The following is a 15,894-nucleotide window of genomic DNA, read 5'->3' on the forward strand; positions in this document are numbered from 1 at the left end:
TGGTGGCGAGGTCGCGAGTGTAGTTCAGTGGTAGAACATCGGCTTTCCAAGCCGAGGACATGGGTTCGATTCCTGTCGCTCGCTCTGAGCTGACGACCCAGCCGGCCAGTCCTGCTACGCTGGGCGGCGCGCGAGTGTAGTTCAATGGCAGAACATCAGCTTCCCAAGCTGAGAATGCGGGTTCGATTCCCGTCACTCGCTCCACATCTTCGCTGAACGCCTGAAGGTTCATTCCGTTCCTGACAGCTGCGACGAAGCCCTGGCACTCATGATCACCGCGCCCATGAAGACCGTGCTTGCCCTGGATATCGGGGGCACCAAGACGACGGCTGCGCTGGTGGATCTCGGAGCCGGCGCCGCCCGCGTACGCCGTCACCTCACCGGGCCCACCCCTGCTGCGGCTGGGCCGGACGCCGTTCTCGACCACGCCATCTCCCTCGCCCGCGAGGTCCGCGGCGAGGAGTCTGTCGTCGCTCTCGGGGTCGCCTCGGCTGGTGTTGTCACCGCGGCCGGGACCATCAGTCACGCGACCAGCGCGCTGCCGGGCTGGGCCGGTACCGATCTCGTCGGTACGTTCGCCCAGCGCCTCGACCTCCCCGTCGCGGCGCTCAACGACGTCCACGGCCACGCGGTCGGGGAGGCCCGCTACGGGGCCGGCCGCGGCGCCCACAGCATCCTGTTGGTGGCGATCGGCACCGGCATTGGTGCGGCTCATGTGATCGGTGGGCAGCCGGTTGTCGGCGTACGCGGGGCGGCCGGCCACGTCGGGCACCTGCCGGTCCCTGAAGCCCAGGACATCCCCTGTCCCTGTGGGCGTTCCGGGCACCTGGAGGGGCTGGCATCCGGGCCCGGCATCCTCGCGTTGGCGGCCCGTTTCGGGGTCCGTGACGACGCCGGTCCGGTGACTGACGGCGTACGCCTGGCGGCCCTGGCCCGGGAGAGGTCGACGGCAGCGGCGGAGGCCTACCGGGTGGCTGGCTTCGCGACCGGGCGCACCATCGGCGGTGCACTCAACCTGCTTGACGTGGAACGCGTGATCCTGACCGGCGGGGTCGCCGCCGTCGGCGAACCGTGGCGCGGCGCCGTGCTGCAGGGCATCGAGCACGAGGCGATGGACGTGGTCAGCCAGACTGAGGTCACGACGGCGACCGCCGGCACCCATGCCGCCCTGCTCGGTGCCGCGGCCTGGGCGGTCGACCTGATCGAAGAACGAGGAGCGCAGTGACCAAGCCGAACGGAAACCCGGCCGACACCATGATCGAAGAGCAGCTCGAAGCGCTTCGCGGGACCTTGATCGTTTCCTGTCAGGCCTATCCCGGGGAGCCAATGCGTGACCCGCGCACGATGGCCCAGATCGCCGTGGCCGCACGTATCGGAGGAGCGGCCGCGATCCGGGCTCAAGGGGTGGAGGACATTCGCGCGATCAAGGCCGCCGTCGACGTACCCGTGATCGGACTGATCAAGGACGGCGATGCCGGCGTCTTCATCACCCCGACGCTGGACCACTGTTTGGCCGTCATCGAGGCCGGGGCCGACATTCTCGCCCTGGACGGGACCACCCGCGTACGTCCCGACGGCCGCAGCCTGGCCGAGACCGTCGCTGCCGTACGCGAACGCTGGCCCGGGCCGATCATGGCCGACTGTGACACCGTCGAGGCCGGCGTCCAGGCCTCGGCCGCGGGCTGCACCATCATCGGCACCACGCTGGCCGGCTACACCGACGCCCGCGAGAAGACCGCCGGGCCCGACCTGGCGCTGATCGGCGAGCTGCGGGCCGCCCTGCCCGACGCCTTCATCGTGGCCGAGGGTCGCATTCATCGGCCAGAGCAAGCAGCCGCGGCTCTGGCCGCCGGCGCGGACGCGGTCGCCGTCGGCACCGCGATCACCCATCCCACCACCATCACCGGCTGGTTCGCCGAGGCCATCGCCGACGCCTGAGCGCCCGCGTACACCTGCGGCGACCCGGGCCCGACGGGCCGAGCCGACATCTCCCTGAAGCGTCCCCGCTGGCGGCGAGCTGCGCGGGACGATGGCGTTGCGGACCCAGGGCCGGTCCGGAACGGTGCGGCAGTTCCTGCAGGAGCTGCATCGGTTCCGTCCCGACACCTTGTCGCGTGGCGATGTCGAGGCGTACACCCGCAAGCAGCCAACCGGCCTGTTCGAGGCGATGGTCTCGGCTCGGGCGGGCAGCGACCAGCTCACCGCCGAAGAGTTCAGGATCTTGCAGACGATCCTGCGTCGGTTCTACAGCGTGATCGTGATCGACACGGCGAACAATGAGCAGGCACCGGCCTGGCAGGAGGCGATGCGGGCAGCGTCAGCGTTGATCGTGCCGGTGAAGTGGAAGCCGGACGTGGTCGTGCCGGCGGTGGAGATGCTGGAGGACCTGCAGAAGACTGCCCCCGAACTGGCTCGGCGTGCGGTCGTGGTTGCCAGCCATGGGGTCGGGGAGGCCGATCCGAAGTACCAGCTCGAAGGGCTGAACTATTTGACGCCTCGGGCGGCCAAGGTTGTCGAGCTGCCGACCGATCCACACATTGCCGCCGGCGGTCCGATCCTGTGGGACCAGCTGACCCCGGCGTATCGGGCAGGGGTCCAGGCGCTCGGTCTGGCAGTCGCGCAGACCATTCCACAGCCCAGCTTGTCGCCGGGATTGTCACAGCCTCCGGCGAGGATGATGCCGTCGGCTCCGGCACCGTTGTCACCTCACCCTCAGCCTCCCCAGCCCGCGGGGCCGGGGTACGGAGCTCCATAACCCCACCCCTGAAAGGAAGTCCCCTCCTATGAGCAACCTTGAACGGCTACTGGCCATGGTCGTCGCCTACGGCGCCCCCATAGTGCCGATGGAGATCCCGAACCCGATCGAGGGTCTGACCCCATCGCTGGGCCCGTTCGCCAAGATCGGCCCGACACTGCTGATCTTCCTCGCTGCCATCTGGTTCGTGGCGTTCCTCGTGTGCATCGGCTGGCTGATCGTCAGCATCGTCGGAGTCGCCAGGGCCCGGCATGAACGCGACCCTGACGGCAACACTGCGGCCGCCGCGGGGATCGGATGGCCACTGGCCGGCCTCATCGGCTTGGCCATGCTTCCCGTGATCGTCGGCGCCGCCCTGTCGACGGCAGGCTGACCCCGCCAACTTCTTCGCTGACGAAGGAAAGGTGCCCCATGCCTGTGCGGTCAGACAGCCCCGCTGCACCGCCGGATCCACCATCGGACCGTGCCGGTGGTGTGCCGGTCCGCTTGGTGATCGTCGCCGCTGCCGTCGTGGCACTGGTGATCGCGATCCTGGTGGTCGTCATCGTGGTGGTGGCGAACCGTCCGGGCCCAGGGCCCGACCCGGCCACAGCCTCACCCACCGTGACCCCTTCGGCCGGCGCCGACACATCGGCTCCGCCTCCCAGTGTCGAGCCGTTGGAACGATCCGTGGTCCCGGTGGGCGCCGAGTACGCCACCGGGAAGGTCGGGCCGCTGTTCACCGGCTACGAGCAGACCCCAGACGGCGCGACCGCTGCCGCGTTGAACTACATCATGGCCATCGGCTCACCGGAGATGTACGACGACCGCACCCGTCACCAGGTCGAGGCCTACATGTACGTCGACGCCGCCACCGCCAAGAAATGGGGGCTCTCCGACGAGCTGGCAGCCAAGCTGCGTAGCAAGCTCGGAACTGATTCGACCGGTAAGCCGCTCGACCCGACAAAGACGAACTACAGCGGCTACTACCCGGAGCTGGGCGCGTTCCAGGTGATGAAGGTGGTCGGCAACACCGAGGTGACCATCATGGTCTGGTATCCAGCGGTCGATGGGGTCGGCAACAAGCGGGCCGACCTGCTGATGCAGTGGAACTACACCCAGTTCCGGCTGGTCTGGTCCGACGGGGACTGGCGGATCGCTGACTGGCTGGACACGCCGACGCCGCCGTCACCGAAGGGGCTGGAGCTCTCGTTCGACGAGCGGGCCCGGCTGTTGGGCAAGGGGTGGCAGCTGCCGGCCAATGCTGTCGAGCACGGCCTCGAACGACTCAGGCTGCCGGAGAAGTGACCATGAACCGTTTCCGTGTCCTGGCAGCGCTGCTGCTGACCATCACCCTGGGCATGAACTTGGTGACCGCGGCCGCCCACGCCGCCGAGGCTGGTGGCCAGGGCTGCAGCTCGCCGAACGCAGCATCGCTGCAGGGTGGGAAATGCCCCCCTGGGGGTGGTCAGGCGCCGCCCGGGTCGGAGGAGACCCAGCCGCCGAAGTCGGAGGAGTCGCAGCCACCCAAGTCGGAGGAGTCCCAAGGATCGAAGGAGGAGACTCCGAAGAAGCCGTACGCCGGTGAGAACCCTGCTGATGGGCCGGGACAGTGGGGCAAGGCTGGCGCCGAAGCCGCGCAAGGCCAGGCCGACTACGTGCGGAAGGAACTCCGCAAGGGGGAGCTGGTCGGCGGGAAACTGTGGGGCGGCAATGCCAGCACGGTCTATGCGGCGATGTGGGCGCTGGGCTGCCTGTTGGCTGCTGTGGCAACGATCTTCGCCCTGGCACGGTTGGCCACGGGCGCCCCGGAGGACCGCGTCCAGGCTCAGCAGGCAGGGCTCCGGCTGATGATCTTCGCGCCCCTGTCGGCGATGATTCCGATGCTCGGCCTGTGGATCAGTGACATGACTGCCCACCTGGGCGGAGGAATGTACGAGCTAGCCTCGAACGAGTTGGCCAAGTCGCTGGACTGGATCGTCGCGTTCCTCGGCGGGTTGACCGCGACCAGCGTCCTCATCCCAGGCGGTTCAGCTGTGGTCGCTGGTCTGACCCTGTTCTTTGCCGGCGTGCTGACGACGATGATCGTCGAGTTGCTCGCTGCGAAGTTCGTAATCGCGGCGACGCTGATTCTGCTGCCGGTGTTGTTCGCGATGTGGATCTACCCGCCGTGGCAGTCCGGGGTGAAGAGGGCCGGCGGGGTGCTGCTGGGGGCATGGCTGACACCTGCCGCTCTGTTCTTCGTGTGGGCTGCTGCTTGGCAGATCGCCGAGGGCCCGATCGCACCGAAAGAACCGTTCATCCGTTTCCTGACCGTCCTGGTCGGGATCTTGGTGTCGTTGACCGCTCCGGTCGCGGCCGGAATGATACTGAGCCACATTCCTGGGGCGGTGGCGAACCTGGGGCTGGGCGATGCGGTCGCCCGCACCGGCGGCAGGCTGTTCGGGGCGGTGAAGGGTGCTCAGGACAAGATGCGCCAAGGTGTGCAGCAAGCCGGGCAGATGGGCCGTTCCAGCGGTGGCAGCGGCCGTCGCCCGGATCGGGCTCAGCGAGCCACGAACGCGTCGGAGATCTCGTCTGGCACCCGGGGCCCGGGTGTGAGCCAGCATGGCGCGGCGATCACCCCTGGTAGTGGCGGCAGCCCGGTCGGCGCTGGTACTGGCGCGGGTGCGGGTGTTGCAGGTGCGGCCGGGCCGGCTGGCCTGGCCACGCAGGCGGCTGAGCAGTGGAACAAGACCCGGCGCGGAACGCAGGCGGCCGCGCAGTCGGCCCAGGGTGCGGCAGCTTCGGCCACCCAGTCGGCCACCTCGCGCGGCACCAGCGCCGCGGGCGAGGGAGGCTCCGGCGGCGACTCGCCCGGTCCGGGCGCACGCCCGGGTGCGACACCGACGGGCGGGCGGCAGTCGCGGCTGCCTCAGGATGGTGGCACGGGCGGATCACGACCAACCACGCCCGCCTCAAGCTCGGGGGCTCCATCTGGCGGGTCCACGCCGTCATCGAGCCGGAGTGCACCGGCGGGCCCGTGGGCGAACTGGAGCCCGGAGTCAGCGCCACGGCCCTCGGGTTCTGGTGGGTCACGTCCCCCGGTGCCGCCGCGTGAAGGGCGGGGTGGTCGGGCATGAGTGACGAGATGGAGTTCGCGATCGACCGGGCCCGGATCCGGCCGGCGTTCCTGTTCCGCTTGTCGAAGCTCGGTCTCGCGGTCATGGTGGTGGTGCTGGTTGCGGCGTTCGTGGTGGTGGCGCTGGTCCAGGGCCGCGGGACGCTGGTCCAGTTCTTCGTGGTGTTGGGCTTGTTCGTGCTGGCGGCGGGCCTCTACTTCGTGTTGCGGATCCCGAAAGATCCGGAGGTGAGGTCGGTCGCGGAGTCGATCGCGGCCGGACGGTACCGGGCGATCGCGCGACACCGAGGGTGGGGCTCTTGGTCGCCGTCGACGGATCTGCCTGTTCCTCGTGCGGTCGGCGAGATCCATGTCATGGGGGTGTCGAAGGTGGTCGGCGATCCCGAGCACGCGGTGGTGCGGCACACCCCGGTCGAGGATCCTGCCCGCACGGTGTGGACCACCACGCTGGAGATCGGTGGCCGCGGCGATGGCCGCCGACACACCCGCGAGCTGGTCAACGACGCAGTCCAGCTGGAAGGGCTGTTGAGCCGGATGGCGCAAAACCACTTGGCCGTCGACGAACTCCAGGTCACGGTCCGTGCGATGCCGGGCCTACCGCCCAGATACCGCGAACAGCTGGCACAGGCACGCGGCGGGCGACCCGAGAGCGTCATCTCGGCCAACACCGACGACTTGGTCAACGTCGCCTCGGCCGTCACCGACAGCTACCGCACCTATGTGACGCTCGGAATGCCGGAGACCAGGGTGCGCGCGATGATCGGCCGGTCGGAGAAGATCACCCGGGAACGGATCGCCGACGAAGTCCACACCCAGGCCGGCCGGGTCGCGCAGTTCCTGACCTCGGCCGGATACACCGTTCAGGGTGGTTTGGGGCCGCGTCGCTGGGGTGCCCTGGTCCGTCATCTGCAGGCGCCTTCGTGGTCCCTGGACGACCTGTCCGGCATCGGTGCTGCGATCGACGGCTTCCAGCCGTACACCCAGGTCGAGGACGCGGTCGCGGTGTTCGACCAGACCCATGATGTGACCTGGTGCCACGCGACGGCCTCAGTCAGCGCAAGCATGTGGCCGGCCACAATCAAGGGTTCGCGATGGATGGAGGGCCTGGTCACCAACATGGTGCCGGACGAGGAACCCTCGGTGATCAGGGCGATCACGACGACGATGCGGCTGCTGACCCCGGCGCAGGCCCGCCGTGACGCTCAGGCCGACATCTTGTTCGCCGCGACTCAAAGCCTTGCCGAACGGCACAAGATCACCGACGGCTCGGCCGAACGGCAGACCGGCGCCGGGGTCGCCCGGCTGGTCGACCTGCTGGAAGGCGCGGCCGGGGTGAAGGTCACGACCCGGATCATGATCAGCGCTCCCTCGGAGGACGGCTTGTGGCATGCCCGGAACCAGGCCGATGAGGCCGCCTCAGCTGCAGGGATCGACCGACTCGACTGGGCCGACGAGAGGCCAGGCGATGCGATGGTGTGGACCTTGCCGCTGTGCCGGGGGATCGCCCGCCGGGCCTCCTCGTACAAGCTTGCCCAACTGCTGGAGGAGTGACTGTGTTTCTGACCACCAAGAAGAAGCCCAAGCCCCGCCGCCCGGCAGCTGCCGCCCCGGACACGTCCTCGAACAAGTCGGCCCCGAAGAAGGCTGCCACGTCGCCTCGGGAGGACCGGGGGACGTGGCGGGATCTGACCGGTCCCCGGCCCCGCGGATTGCGCCGGTGGAAGCTGCTGGATCGGCTCGGCTGGTACGAACCGCCGCACGAATACGTCTTGACCACCTCGACCCGTCAGGTCGTGCCGCTGGTCCCAGCGGTCGTGGCGGCGTACCAGCGTGAGTTCCTTGGCCGGCCGCTCGGCCTGGACGATGTCACCGGCCAGCTGGTCACATCGGATCCGTTCCAGCTGTATGCCGCCGGTCTGGCGACCTCGGTGAACGTGTTGATTGCCGGCGATGTCGGCACGGCGAAATCGACGCTGTGCAAGGACCATTACGTGACCGGCCAGCTCGACCTTGGCCGGCGTGTCTGCACCTTTGACAGGAAGCGGCAGCATCGCCACGGCGAGACCAGCATGGGCGAGTACGGCCGGGCTGCCGAGGTTGCCCGTACGGCTGGCTACACCGTCGCCGAAATGTCGTTCACCAACGAGGCCAACGGCGCCCGGGTCAACATTCTTGATCCCGCGATCTTGACCAAGACCGACCGCGGATCCGGCCTGGTCGGTCAGGACCGGCTGCTGCGGCTGGCCGCCGAGCTGGCCCGCGGTCCACTCAGCTCGAAAGAACGCTGGGTGTTGAAGGTCGCCCACCGGGTCGCACTGCGCAACGCAGCCGAGCAGGGCCGGGTGCCGATCCTGTCCGATGTCATCGAAGCGCTGTTCACCATCACCAGGGACGATGCCAGCCCGCACGAGCGACTCGTCGAGGCCGAGCTGGTCACCGACGAGACCGTCCTCGAGTGGGGCATGACGTTGGCGATGGACCTGTCCCAGTCGGATCTGCTGCAGCTGTTCGACGGGGAGACCTGCGATGCCGATGGCCAGCCGCTGAACCTTGATGCCGACCTGCTGGTCATCGACACCAGCGATCTGGGCGAAGGCTCTGCCCAGCAGGTGATGCTGATGGCGGTGATGACAACGTTCGTGGCCAGCGTGTGGGCAACCGATGAACGGGCCAGCCTGGTCATCATCGAGGAGGGCTACTCGGCTGATCTTCCGACCGCGGGCCAGGTGCTGCGGTCGTTGTCGAAGCGCGGCCGCGGCCTCGGCCTCGGGCTGGTGTTCGTTGTGCACCACCTGTCCGACATCCCGCCCGATTCGCCGCTACGGGCTCTCATCAAAGAGATTGGCGTCATCCACATCTTCCGGCAGCAGACCGAGGAGGACGCCACCGACGTCCTGCGGACGTTCGGCCTTCCGGTCAGCGCGGAGGAGTTGATGCGGCTGCAGAAGGGCACGCATCTGCTACGGGAGGGATCCGACGGAAAGCATCCGGTCCGTCATGTCGCGCATCTGCAGACCGCCCTGGACCGGTGGGTCACCTACACCGATGACAACCTCCGGCCCGGTGGTGGCCCGCCGAACTCGTTGGAGACCGAGATGGCCCCGGCACCGCTGGCACAACCGGAGTAGGGGAGAGGTGAGAAACACCCATGCTGCAACGAATGTTGGACATGCTGCCGTTCCCGCTGTGGTGGCTGCTGGTGCCGGTCGGAGTGGTCGTGGTTGCTGCCGTTGTGTTCGGCCTGTTCGGCACGCCACGCGGCGGGGACAGTCTGGACGTGCAGCGTGGCCGGTCGCAGCGCTGGGCAAGGAAGAAGGACCTCGCCCCCCTGCTGTATGACGATCCACGAGCAGACCCTCGACGGCTGGTGCTGGGCCGGTTCGCGGACCGGTGGGTACTGCACACCGGTCTGCACCGTTCGGTCGCCGTAGTTGCCCCCGCGGGACGCGGCAAGACTCCCCGCTTCGTGATTCCAACGTTGCTGCGCTACCCGGGACCAGCGTTTGTCACCTCGACCAAGTTCGACTGTGGCGCGTTGACCCTGGATCAGCGTGAGGAGCTGGGACCGGTGTGGCTGGTCGACCCGGCCGGCCAGACCGGGCATGCGCCGGCCCGCTGGTCGGTCCTGAGCCATGTCAACGACTACGAAGAAGCGGTCAACATCGCCTGGCTGCTGTCACGCTCGTCCCGCCGAGTCGGGGGTAGTGCCAGCAGCAATGACGAGTTCTGGGCGTCGATGTCGCGGATGCTGCTCGGCCCCTGCCTGTTGGCAGCATCACTTGCCGGCCAGTCGATGGCCTCCGTGATCCGCTGGATCCAAACCCACGACGCAATGAGTGTCGAACACATCCTCGCCGAGTTCGACCAGCCGGCGGCACTGTCGGCGTGGGCGGCGTTCAGCAAGGCCGAAGAACGGACCAGGGCCAACATGCTGACCAGCGCCACCAGCATTCTGGAGCCCTGGACCCATCCGGCGATCGCCCGGATGGCCGAGGTCACCGGCGACGGGGGACCGGTGATCGACCTGGACCGGCTGCTCGACGAGAACGGCACCATCTACCTGATCTGCTCGGCCGAGCAGCAGCAAATGTTCAGCCCGATCTTCGAGCTGTTGGCCGGGCTGGTTGTCGCGCTGATCGGCCAACGCTCGCTGCGGAACGGGGGACTGCCGATCAGCCCGCCGCTGCTGATGCTGCTCGACGAGGCGGCGAACGTGTGCCGGGTCCGGGACCTCGACATGTGGGCCTCCTCGATGGCCGGCCAAGGCATGATCTTGGTGTCGGTGTGGCAGGACGAGGCACAGATCGTCAGCGCGTACGGACAGTCGAAGGCCAAGGAAATCATGGCCAACCATGCCGCCACCGTCTACCTGCCAGGGATCTCCGACACCGACACGCTCGCCACGATCACCAAGAAGGTCGGCACGGCCAGCTTCCAGCACCACTCATCCAGCGTCAGCGCTGGCGCGAGCCGCGACCGCGGCTCGATCACACGCTCATCCAGTGAGCATGATGTCGCCCCGGCCTCATGGCTGCAGGACAACCTCGTCGACGGCCAAGCCCTGCTATTCGTCCAAGGGTTCAAACCCGCGATCGTGCAGGCCCCGGGCTGGTGGGAACGTGACGAGCTCCGCGCCCTCATCCCGGCGAAGGTAGCCGCCGGGTTCGACAACCTCTACGCCAGCGCTGCGCCGAGCCGGACGCGGCTCAGCCGGGTCCTCACCGGCAAGAAGGGATGAGCAGCATGGACGACACCCAAGCCGATCCGGCGACCTCGACCAACGACATGGCCGATCTGGCGACCTTGACCAACGGCCTGGCCGAACTGGCCGGCCGAGTCGACAGGTCAGAGGCGCACCTGGACCGCCTCGTCGACGTCGTCACCCGGCTGGTCGACGGCGAACCCTCCGCCACCGACCAGAAGCCCGCCGGCCAGGCCGATCAGAGCAGCGAGGCCGAAGAACCCCTTGAGGACTGGGTCGACCAGATCATCGAGCGGTACTACCTCCGCATGCAGTTCCGCGGCTGGCAGGACAACACCGCGTTCCGCGCCGAACTGGAAGCACTGCGCCTGGCACACCGGGCAGCGTACGGGCCGAAGGCCGACGGCTGGGCCCCAACCCAGTGGCATGACATGTTCGCCCGCATGCTGCACCGCCTCGTCAAAGACATCCCTTACCCACTTGATCGGGCCGGCCAGGAAAAGAACCTTGGCACCCTCCGCCCCACCGCCAAGCCAGCTAACACCGAACCCAGCCCACCGAAGGAAGGAGCCACACCATGCCCAACCTTGCCCAGCAAGTCGAGTTCGCTGCCGGCCGTCGCTGGAGCACGGTCAGCGACCTCACCACCAACGCCGGTGTGAGCCTCGTCCTGCAGTATCGCGGCACGCCCTATCAGGTGACCGCGACCGCCGACACGGTGACCGGCCTCCCCGGCGAGCTGCCCGGCTTCCGCCGGGCCGGGATCGAGTGGCTGCTGACCCAGACCGTCCAGAACACCACCCACGAAGGAGACCCAGCATGACCGAGAAGTGGCATGACCTCCTCGCCGGGCTAACCCCACAGCAGCGCGACGCCGTCGACGCGGCGATCGCCAACCAGGTCGCCTCCGGGTGGGAACCCGACCGGGACGGTGTCGCCGACATTGTCGCTGTGGCCACCGGCCGCCAGACCGTGGCCGACCTGGTCGCCAAGTTCACCAAGAACCCCGACACGCTCAACGGGCACTCCGATGTCGTGGGATGACACGTTCTGGCCGGGCACCGAGGTCATGCGGAACCGTCTCGGCATCCGCGATGCCGCCGAGCTCGCCCGCGTCGAACACGTCATCACCGCAGCCAGGGAGGCCGAGCTCCGCCTCGACCCACCACCGGACCGGATCGACACCGGCCAGCTCCAACAGATCCACCACCACCTGTTCCAAGACCTCTACGACTGGGCCGGCCAGGTCCGCGACTACGGAATGTCGAAGCAGGGCAGCAGATTCGCCGCACCCGAGATGGTCGGCCAGTACGTGCAGCAGGTCGTTCAGCTGAGGACGGACACCCGGCCCGTTGAGGTCGAGGGTGTAGGGGGTTCGGCGGGCGAGCTGGTGCACGACGAGCCGGCCGACGCGGCCGTTGCCTTCCCGGAATGGGTGGCCAGCATTCAACCACGCGTACAAGGTGGCTGCTCGTTCGGCGAACTGGTCGGAGGACAGGCTGTGCCATGGGGTGACGGTGTGGATCTCGTCGTGCCGCAGCCCAGTCCATGCCGACCTCGTTCGACCCGAACACCGAACCGTTGGTCGAACTGTTCCGCACCACAGTCCGCGAACCAATCCAGCAGCTCGGCCGCGACGCCCAGCTCCGCAACCTCGAGCTCCGCGTCCTCGAACAGACCGCCGCAGCCCACGACGTCGACCACGGCTACACCGTCGAGCAGGGCTACACCCGCGGATGGTCCCGCCTGGCCGAACCTGCCCTCAGCAACCCGTGGCTCGGCCACGAACGCTGACCCACTTCATCTCCCGCCCAGGTCACCCGACCCCTGTCCCCGAAGGCCTTCCACGCATGACTGCTGAGACTCCAACAGAACCGGACCAGACCCGACCCCAGGAAGACCATGAGGAGCACGTGCCCTCGCCGGACGAACAGTTCGTCCTCGACGCGATCGCCGCGTACGAGGAACACGAAGCTGTCGTGGCCACCGAACGCGCCGAGAAGACCAGGATCCTCAGAGAGGAACAGGAGAACCGGGCGGCAGCCGAGCAAGCTCATCAGCGTACGATCGAGCAGCGCTACGGCCCGGTCCTGACTGCCACACTGGCCAACATCCTTGATGCGGACCCTCACGGCCCAGTGCTGGGCAGGCTGGTCTGGTCCCTCGACCGGGACCACCACCGCCGCCTCGGCGGCCGAGTGCCGGACCGGCTCGTCAAGCTGAAGACCACCCTTGCCGGGATCGCGATCTCCGCCCAATACAGCCTGGACACCACCAGCATCAACTTCAACGGCGCCGGCATCGAAGTCGTCGACCGAGCCTCCTTTGGCGAGCTGGCGAACAAGATCGCCCGATGGAAGAACCAGGACGCCCAGGAACAGGCGCGCAAGCGTGAACTCGGCGTGGAGGCTTCGAAATGGCGTGAGATTGACCTCATCCAGGTCACCGTCGGCGATCGCGACGCCGACGAGATCCACCTGAAGGGTGAGACGTACCGCCCCGTCGACGACGGCGAACGATGGACACTCACCTACGCCGGCGAGACCACCTCCACCTCAACCAGAATCAGCTCCGCAGACGACCTTGCTCGCAAGCTGAGTTCCGCGATCTCCACCGGCATGCCGCTACGGAGCCGCCACGCCAACGGCTGGAAGATCTGGCCGCCGAACCAGCTGCCCACCATCGAGGTCCGCACACAGACCCGCCAGATCAGGACCGACAGTTCAGCCGCCACCGGCTCGATCTGAGCCTGGGGCGGCCATCCGACACGGCCCGCCCTCGCTCCCTCCAGCTACTGCAGAACAGCGCACCATGACGATCAGCCCCACGGTTAGGCCCTGTCCGTGGCACGCGCCTCCAGCGTTTCCGACCAGCTCGCGGCATCATGCTCTGGGGAGGGATGGAGAAGCCTCTATATAAACCATGGCTGGGGGAGGGAAATGAAAAAACCGGGTGACCTCCACGGTCCTGGAAGGCAGGGTCGCACCAAGCAGCAATGGGTCCAGTCTGCGCGTGAGGCCGTCCTCCACCTCCTCGAACGGGAACTAGTAGCCCCCCGGGTCGAAATCGATCGCCGTCTGCACGAACTACGGACGCCCGCAGGTGTCCGATTCGACCCGCACATCATCGGAGAGGCAATCACCCAGCTCACCTCCATGGGGGCGGTGACCACCTACCACCACACCACCAAAGGTGGCCGCTCAGTGGAGCTTCTCGGCACCGGCCTCATCATCAAGCGCTCGACAGAGGTCACCAAACGGGTGCGGCGCAAGGGGATGCTCTACGCCCGTTTCCTCCGTCTCACCACCACAGCCGGCAAGGCCGGTGAGTTCGTCGTGGACCAGTCCCTCCGCAAGGCGGGCACGCACCTCATCCCAATGTCTCCCGCGGGATGGGGTGAGGTATCGCGAGTTGGGCCGGCAGTCATGAATGGCCCGCTCGATGCAGGCGCCTGGCTCCAGTCCATCGACGCCGTCTCCGGGCTACCAAAACCGCCCATCGGCATCCCGATCGAGGTCAAGAACCGCCGACTCGTCATCTACCCGACACACAAGGAGGTGCATCAACTCCTCTACAAAGGCGCTGTACTCCAGACAACCCATCCGAACCAGGCGTTCGTCCCTGCCCTCATCTGCCGGCGGGTACACCGCAGATCCTTCTGGATGGCGCGCGACCTCGGCTTCTTAATCCACCCCACCGAACGCGAGTACGTCTACCTCGACAAGACCATCACCCCTCGCTTGCTTGACGAAGTCCGCAACGAGCTCGCCTTGGACGACCTGACTCCGGTCGACCCCGCTAAACCCCCGCAGATCATCCAGTTCTTCCAAGAGACCCTGAAGAACCGCGCAACCACACAAGCGGCTCGGTGGCGGCTCGTAGCACCCCTCGTACTACCCATCGCAAACCAGCTCCGAAAGGAGTCCACAGCACCTCCCGCGTACCGCGCAGAGGCCATACGATCTCTACGGGCACAGACCATTCCCCTCCTTGAAGGGGCTGGCTTCGAGTGTGGCGGCGGCTGGTCCCTGCCCGACCGGGTCGACGATGAGACTGATGAGGACGACGAGGACATCGACTACGCGGACTACGACGACGAGACCGATCAGTGACCTGCTTCCGACGGCCCCACAGACCACCTGTTACCCAGATGCCCGACGCGTAGGTTCGCTCCCTTCAGGATCACGACCACACCACCGACAGAGCCCTAGTGTCTGCAGACATGAACAGTGAACGCCCCAGCCAGCCGATCCCGGCAAAGCCCTCCAATGCGCCCGGCGACAACGAATCAGGGGCTGAAGAACCCACCACTGAGCCAGCTCCCTCAAGTCGTCTGCAACGAAGGGTCAACCGGAAGACCGACTGGGCAGCCTGGTCCGGAACCCTGAATGACCTCTCGCGGCTCGATGAGCGCCTCACCGAGCTCACCGCCGACAGACCGGACACTAGGAAGCGTGCAAGCATGCGCACCAGTCAGGAGACCGTGTCAGGGTCATTCTCCGATCTCGCCGGCGAGATCGACCCCCGCACCTGGTCGAAGTTCACCCTTAGCGCCAGACGCGGCTACGACGACGAAGTGATCAAGATCGTGTTCCTTCGGCGGCCAGAGTCTTACACGGATGCCGGAGTCGAGCTGACTGTCGATTCCCCGGACCCCGGCTTCGCTGCCACCTCCATGTCCCGGCTGTCCGAGCTGATCGACCTTGGAAAGCCCAGATGGTCGTTTGTCCATCGAGGAGCCTGGCCTTGGATAATCCTGGCCATCACGCTCGTCATTCTGGCGGCACTCGCCAAAGCCATCTTGGGCAAAGTCGGCCTGCCCTGGTCGCTAGTCTGGTCGACGGTCTACTGGGCGATCATCGGCATCCTGGGCCTGGCACTCGCTCCCGTGGCACGGGACCTCTTAGCAAGATTCTTGCCCCCAGCAGAGATCCGTCACAACGAGGCCCAGCAAGCCAGCGGGTCAAGATTCATCCTCGCCCTGCTGTCTCTATGGGTCATCCCTGCTGTCGTCACGCTAGTCCTCTCCGTCATCATCTGACGGTCAGCCGACCACCAAGCCTTAACCTCTACCAGACATACCCCCATGGGGTACGTCCGATAACATGCGTTATGTCAGTTCGCATCTTGTGGGCTGCATCAGATGCATCATCTTGGACCCGACTCCTCCAATGTCGTGCGACGCCCAACCGGCTCGTGGCTTGTGAGAATGGCCTGACCCCCTTTTGTAGGTCCAGTCATTGTGAGAGTTGTCCTGTTGCTCGAGGCTTCGGGCAGGGAGACTGGTCAGATCATGACAAACAGAAGGAAGCGTCACACGCCGGAGCAGGTGGTTCG

Annotated in this window: 17 protein-coding genes and 2 tRNA genes; 18 read left to right on the plus strand and 1 reads right to left on the minus strand. The window is 66.9% G+C overall.

The window, feature by feature from the left end:
* The first annotated feature begins 13 nt into the window (after nt 1–13).
* From CGZ91_RS11705 to CGZ91_RS11765, 14 genes are all read left to right on the plus strand, one after another.
* Nucleotides 14–84 (plus strand) — tRNA-Gly (locus CGZ91_RS11705).
* A gap of 46 nt (nt 85–130) precedes the next feature.
* Nucleotides 131–204 (plus strand) — tRNA-Gly (locus tag CGZ91_RS11710).
* 79 nt (nt 205–283) lie between these two features.
* On the plus strand, nt 284–1,225 hold the full coding sequence (locus tag CGZ91_RS11715; protein WP_094455372.1) for an ROK family protein: 942 nt from the start codon (nt 284–286) through the stop codon (nt 1,223–1,225).
* 29 nt (nt 1,226–1,254) lie between these two features.
* On the plus strand, nt 1,255–1,938 hold the full coding sequence (locus CGZ91_RS11720; protein WP_094455434.1) for an N-acetylmannosamine-6-phosphate 2-epimerase: 684 nt from the start codon (nt 1,255–1,257) through the stop codon (nt 1,936–1,938).
* A gap of 91 nt (nt 1,939–2,029) precedes the next feature.
* Nucleotides 2,030–2,755: a MinD/ParA family ATP-binding protein gene (locus CGZ91_RS11725; RefSeq protein WP_094455374.1), complete on the plus strand. Its 726-nt coding sequence runs from the start codon at nt 2,030–2,032 to the stop codon at nt 2,753–2,755.
* 28 nt (nt 2,756–2,783) lie between these two features.
* A complete protein-coding gene (locus tag CGZ91_RS11730) occupies nt 2,784–3,128 on the plus strand; it encodes a hypothetical protein (RefSeq protein WP_094455376.1) in 345 nt (114 codons plus the stop codon).
* A gap of 38 nt (nt 3,129–3,166) precedes the next feature.
* The gene (locus CGZ91_RS11735; RefSeq protein ID WP_144276889.1) at nt 3,167–4,042 is read left to right on the plus strand and encodes a hypothetical protein; all 876 of its coding nucleotides are present in this window, start codon (nt 3,167–3,169) and stop codon (nt 4,040–4,042) included.
* Between the two features lie 2 nt (nt 4,043–4,044).
* Nucleotides 4,045–5,856: a hypothetical protein gene (locus CGZ91_RS11740; protein ID WP_094455380.1), complete on the plus strand. Its 1,812-nt coding sequence runs from the start codon at nt 4,045–4,047 to the stop codon at nt 5,854–5,856.
* Nucleotides 5,853–7,406, plus strand: coding sequence for an SCO6880 family protein (locus CGZ91_RS11745; protein ID WP_144276890.1), 1,554 nt, complete (start codon nt 5,853–5,855; stop codon nt 7,404–7,406). Before CGZ91_RS11740 ends, CGZ91_RS11745 begins: the two co-directional genes overlap by 4 nt.
* Nucleotides 7,407–7,408: 2 nt before the next feature.
* A complete protein-coding gene (locus CGZ91_RS11750; RefSeq protein ID WP_094455384.1) occupies nt 7,409–8,983 on the plus strand; it encodes an ATP-binding protein in 1,575 nt (524 codons plus the stop codon).
* Nucleotides 8,984–9,003: 20 nt separating this feature from the next.
* On the plus strand, nt 9,004–10,593 hold the full coding sequence (locus CGZ91_RS11755) for a type IV secretory system conjugative DNA transfer family protein (protein WP_094455386.1): 1,590 nt from the start codon (nt 9,004–9,006) through the stop codon (nt 10,591–10,593).
* Nucleotides 10,594–10,598: 5 nt separating this feature from the next.
* Nucleotides 10,599–11,219, plus strand: coding sequence for a hypothetical protein (locus tag CGZ91_RS11760; protein ID WP_094455388.1), 621 nt, complete (start codon nt 10,599–10,601; stop codon nt 11,217–11,219).
* Nucleotides 11,216–11,380, plus strand: coding sequence for a hypothetical protein (locus CGZ91_RS14375; protein ID WP_179229344.1), 165 nt, complete (start codon nt 11,216–11,218; stop codon nt 11,378–11,380). Before CGZ91_RS11760 ends, CGZ91_RS14375 begins: the two co-directional genes overlap by 4 nt.
* Complete coding sequence (locus CGZ91_RS11765; RefSeq protein WP_094455390.1) at nt 11,377–11,601, plus strand: antitoxin VbhA family protein; 225 nt, start codon at nt 11,377–11,379, stop codon at nt 11,599–11,601. Before CGZ91_RS14375 ends, CGZ91_RS11765 begins: the two co-directional genes overlap by 4 nt.
* On the opposite strand, the gene CGZ91_RS14655 is transcribed toward CGZ91_RS11765, so the two are convergent.
* Nucleotides 11,573–12,175, minus strand: coding sequence for a Fic family protein (locus tag CGZ91_RS14655; protein ID WP_094455392.1), 603 nt, complete (start codon nt 12,173–12,175; stop codon nt 11,573–11,575). The genes CGZ91_RS11765 and CGZ91_RS14655 overlap by 29 nt on opposite strands.
* Here CGZ91_RS14655 and CGZ91_RS14660 point away from each other — a divergent pair.
* From CGZ91_RS14660 to CGZ91_RS11785, 4 genes are all read left to right on the plus strand, one after another.
* A complete protein-coding gene (locus CGZ91_RS14660; protein WP_229116595.1) occupies nt 12,106–12,351 on the plus strand; it encodes a hypothetical protein in 246 nt (81 codons plus the stop codon). The genes CGZ91_RS14655 and CGZ91_RS14660 overlap by 70 nt on opposite strands.
* Nucleotides 12,352–12,407: 56 nt before the next feature.
* Entirely contained in the window at nt 12,408–13,304 is an 897-nt protein-coding gene (locus CGZ91_RS11775; RefSeq protein ID WP_144276893.1) for a hypothetical protein, read from the plus strand.
* A gap of 96 nt (nt 13,305–13,400) precedes the next feature.
* On the plus strand, nt 13,401–14,669 hold the full coding sequence (locus CGZ91_RS11780; RefSeq protein WP_144276894.1) for a hypothetical protein: 1,269 nt from the start codon (nt 13,401–13,403) through the stop codon (nt 14,667–14,669).
* A gap of 110 nt (nt 14,670–14,779) precedes the next feature.
* Nucleotides 14,780–15,598, plus strand: a complete 819-nt coding sequence (locus CGZ91_RS11785) for a hypothetical protein (RefSeq protein ID WP_144276895.1) — start codon at nt 14,780–14,782, stop codon at nt 15,596–15,598.
* Nucleotides 15,599–15,894 lie beyond the last annotated feature (296 nt).

The organism is Parenemella sanctibonifatiensis, from assembly GCF_002250565.1.
In the GTDB taxonomy this organism is placed as follows: Bacteria; Actinomycetota; Actinomycetes; order Propionibacteriales; family Propionibacteriaceae; genus Parenemella; species Parenemella sanctibonifatiensis.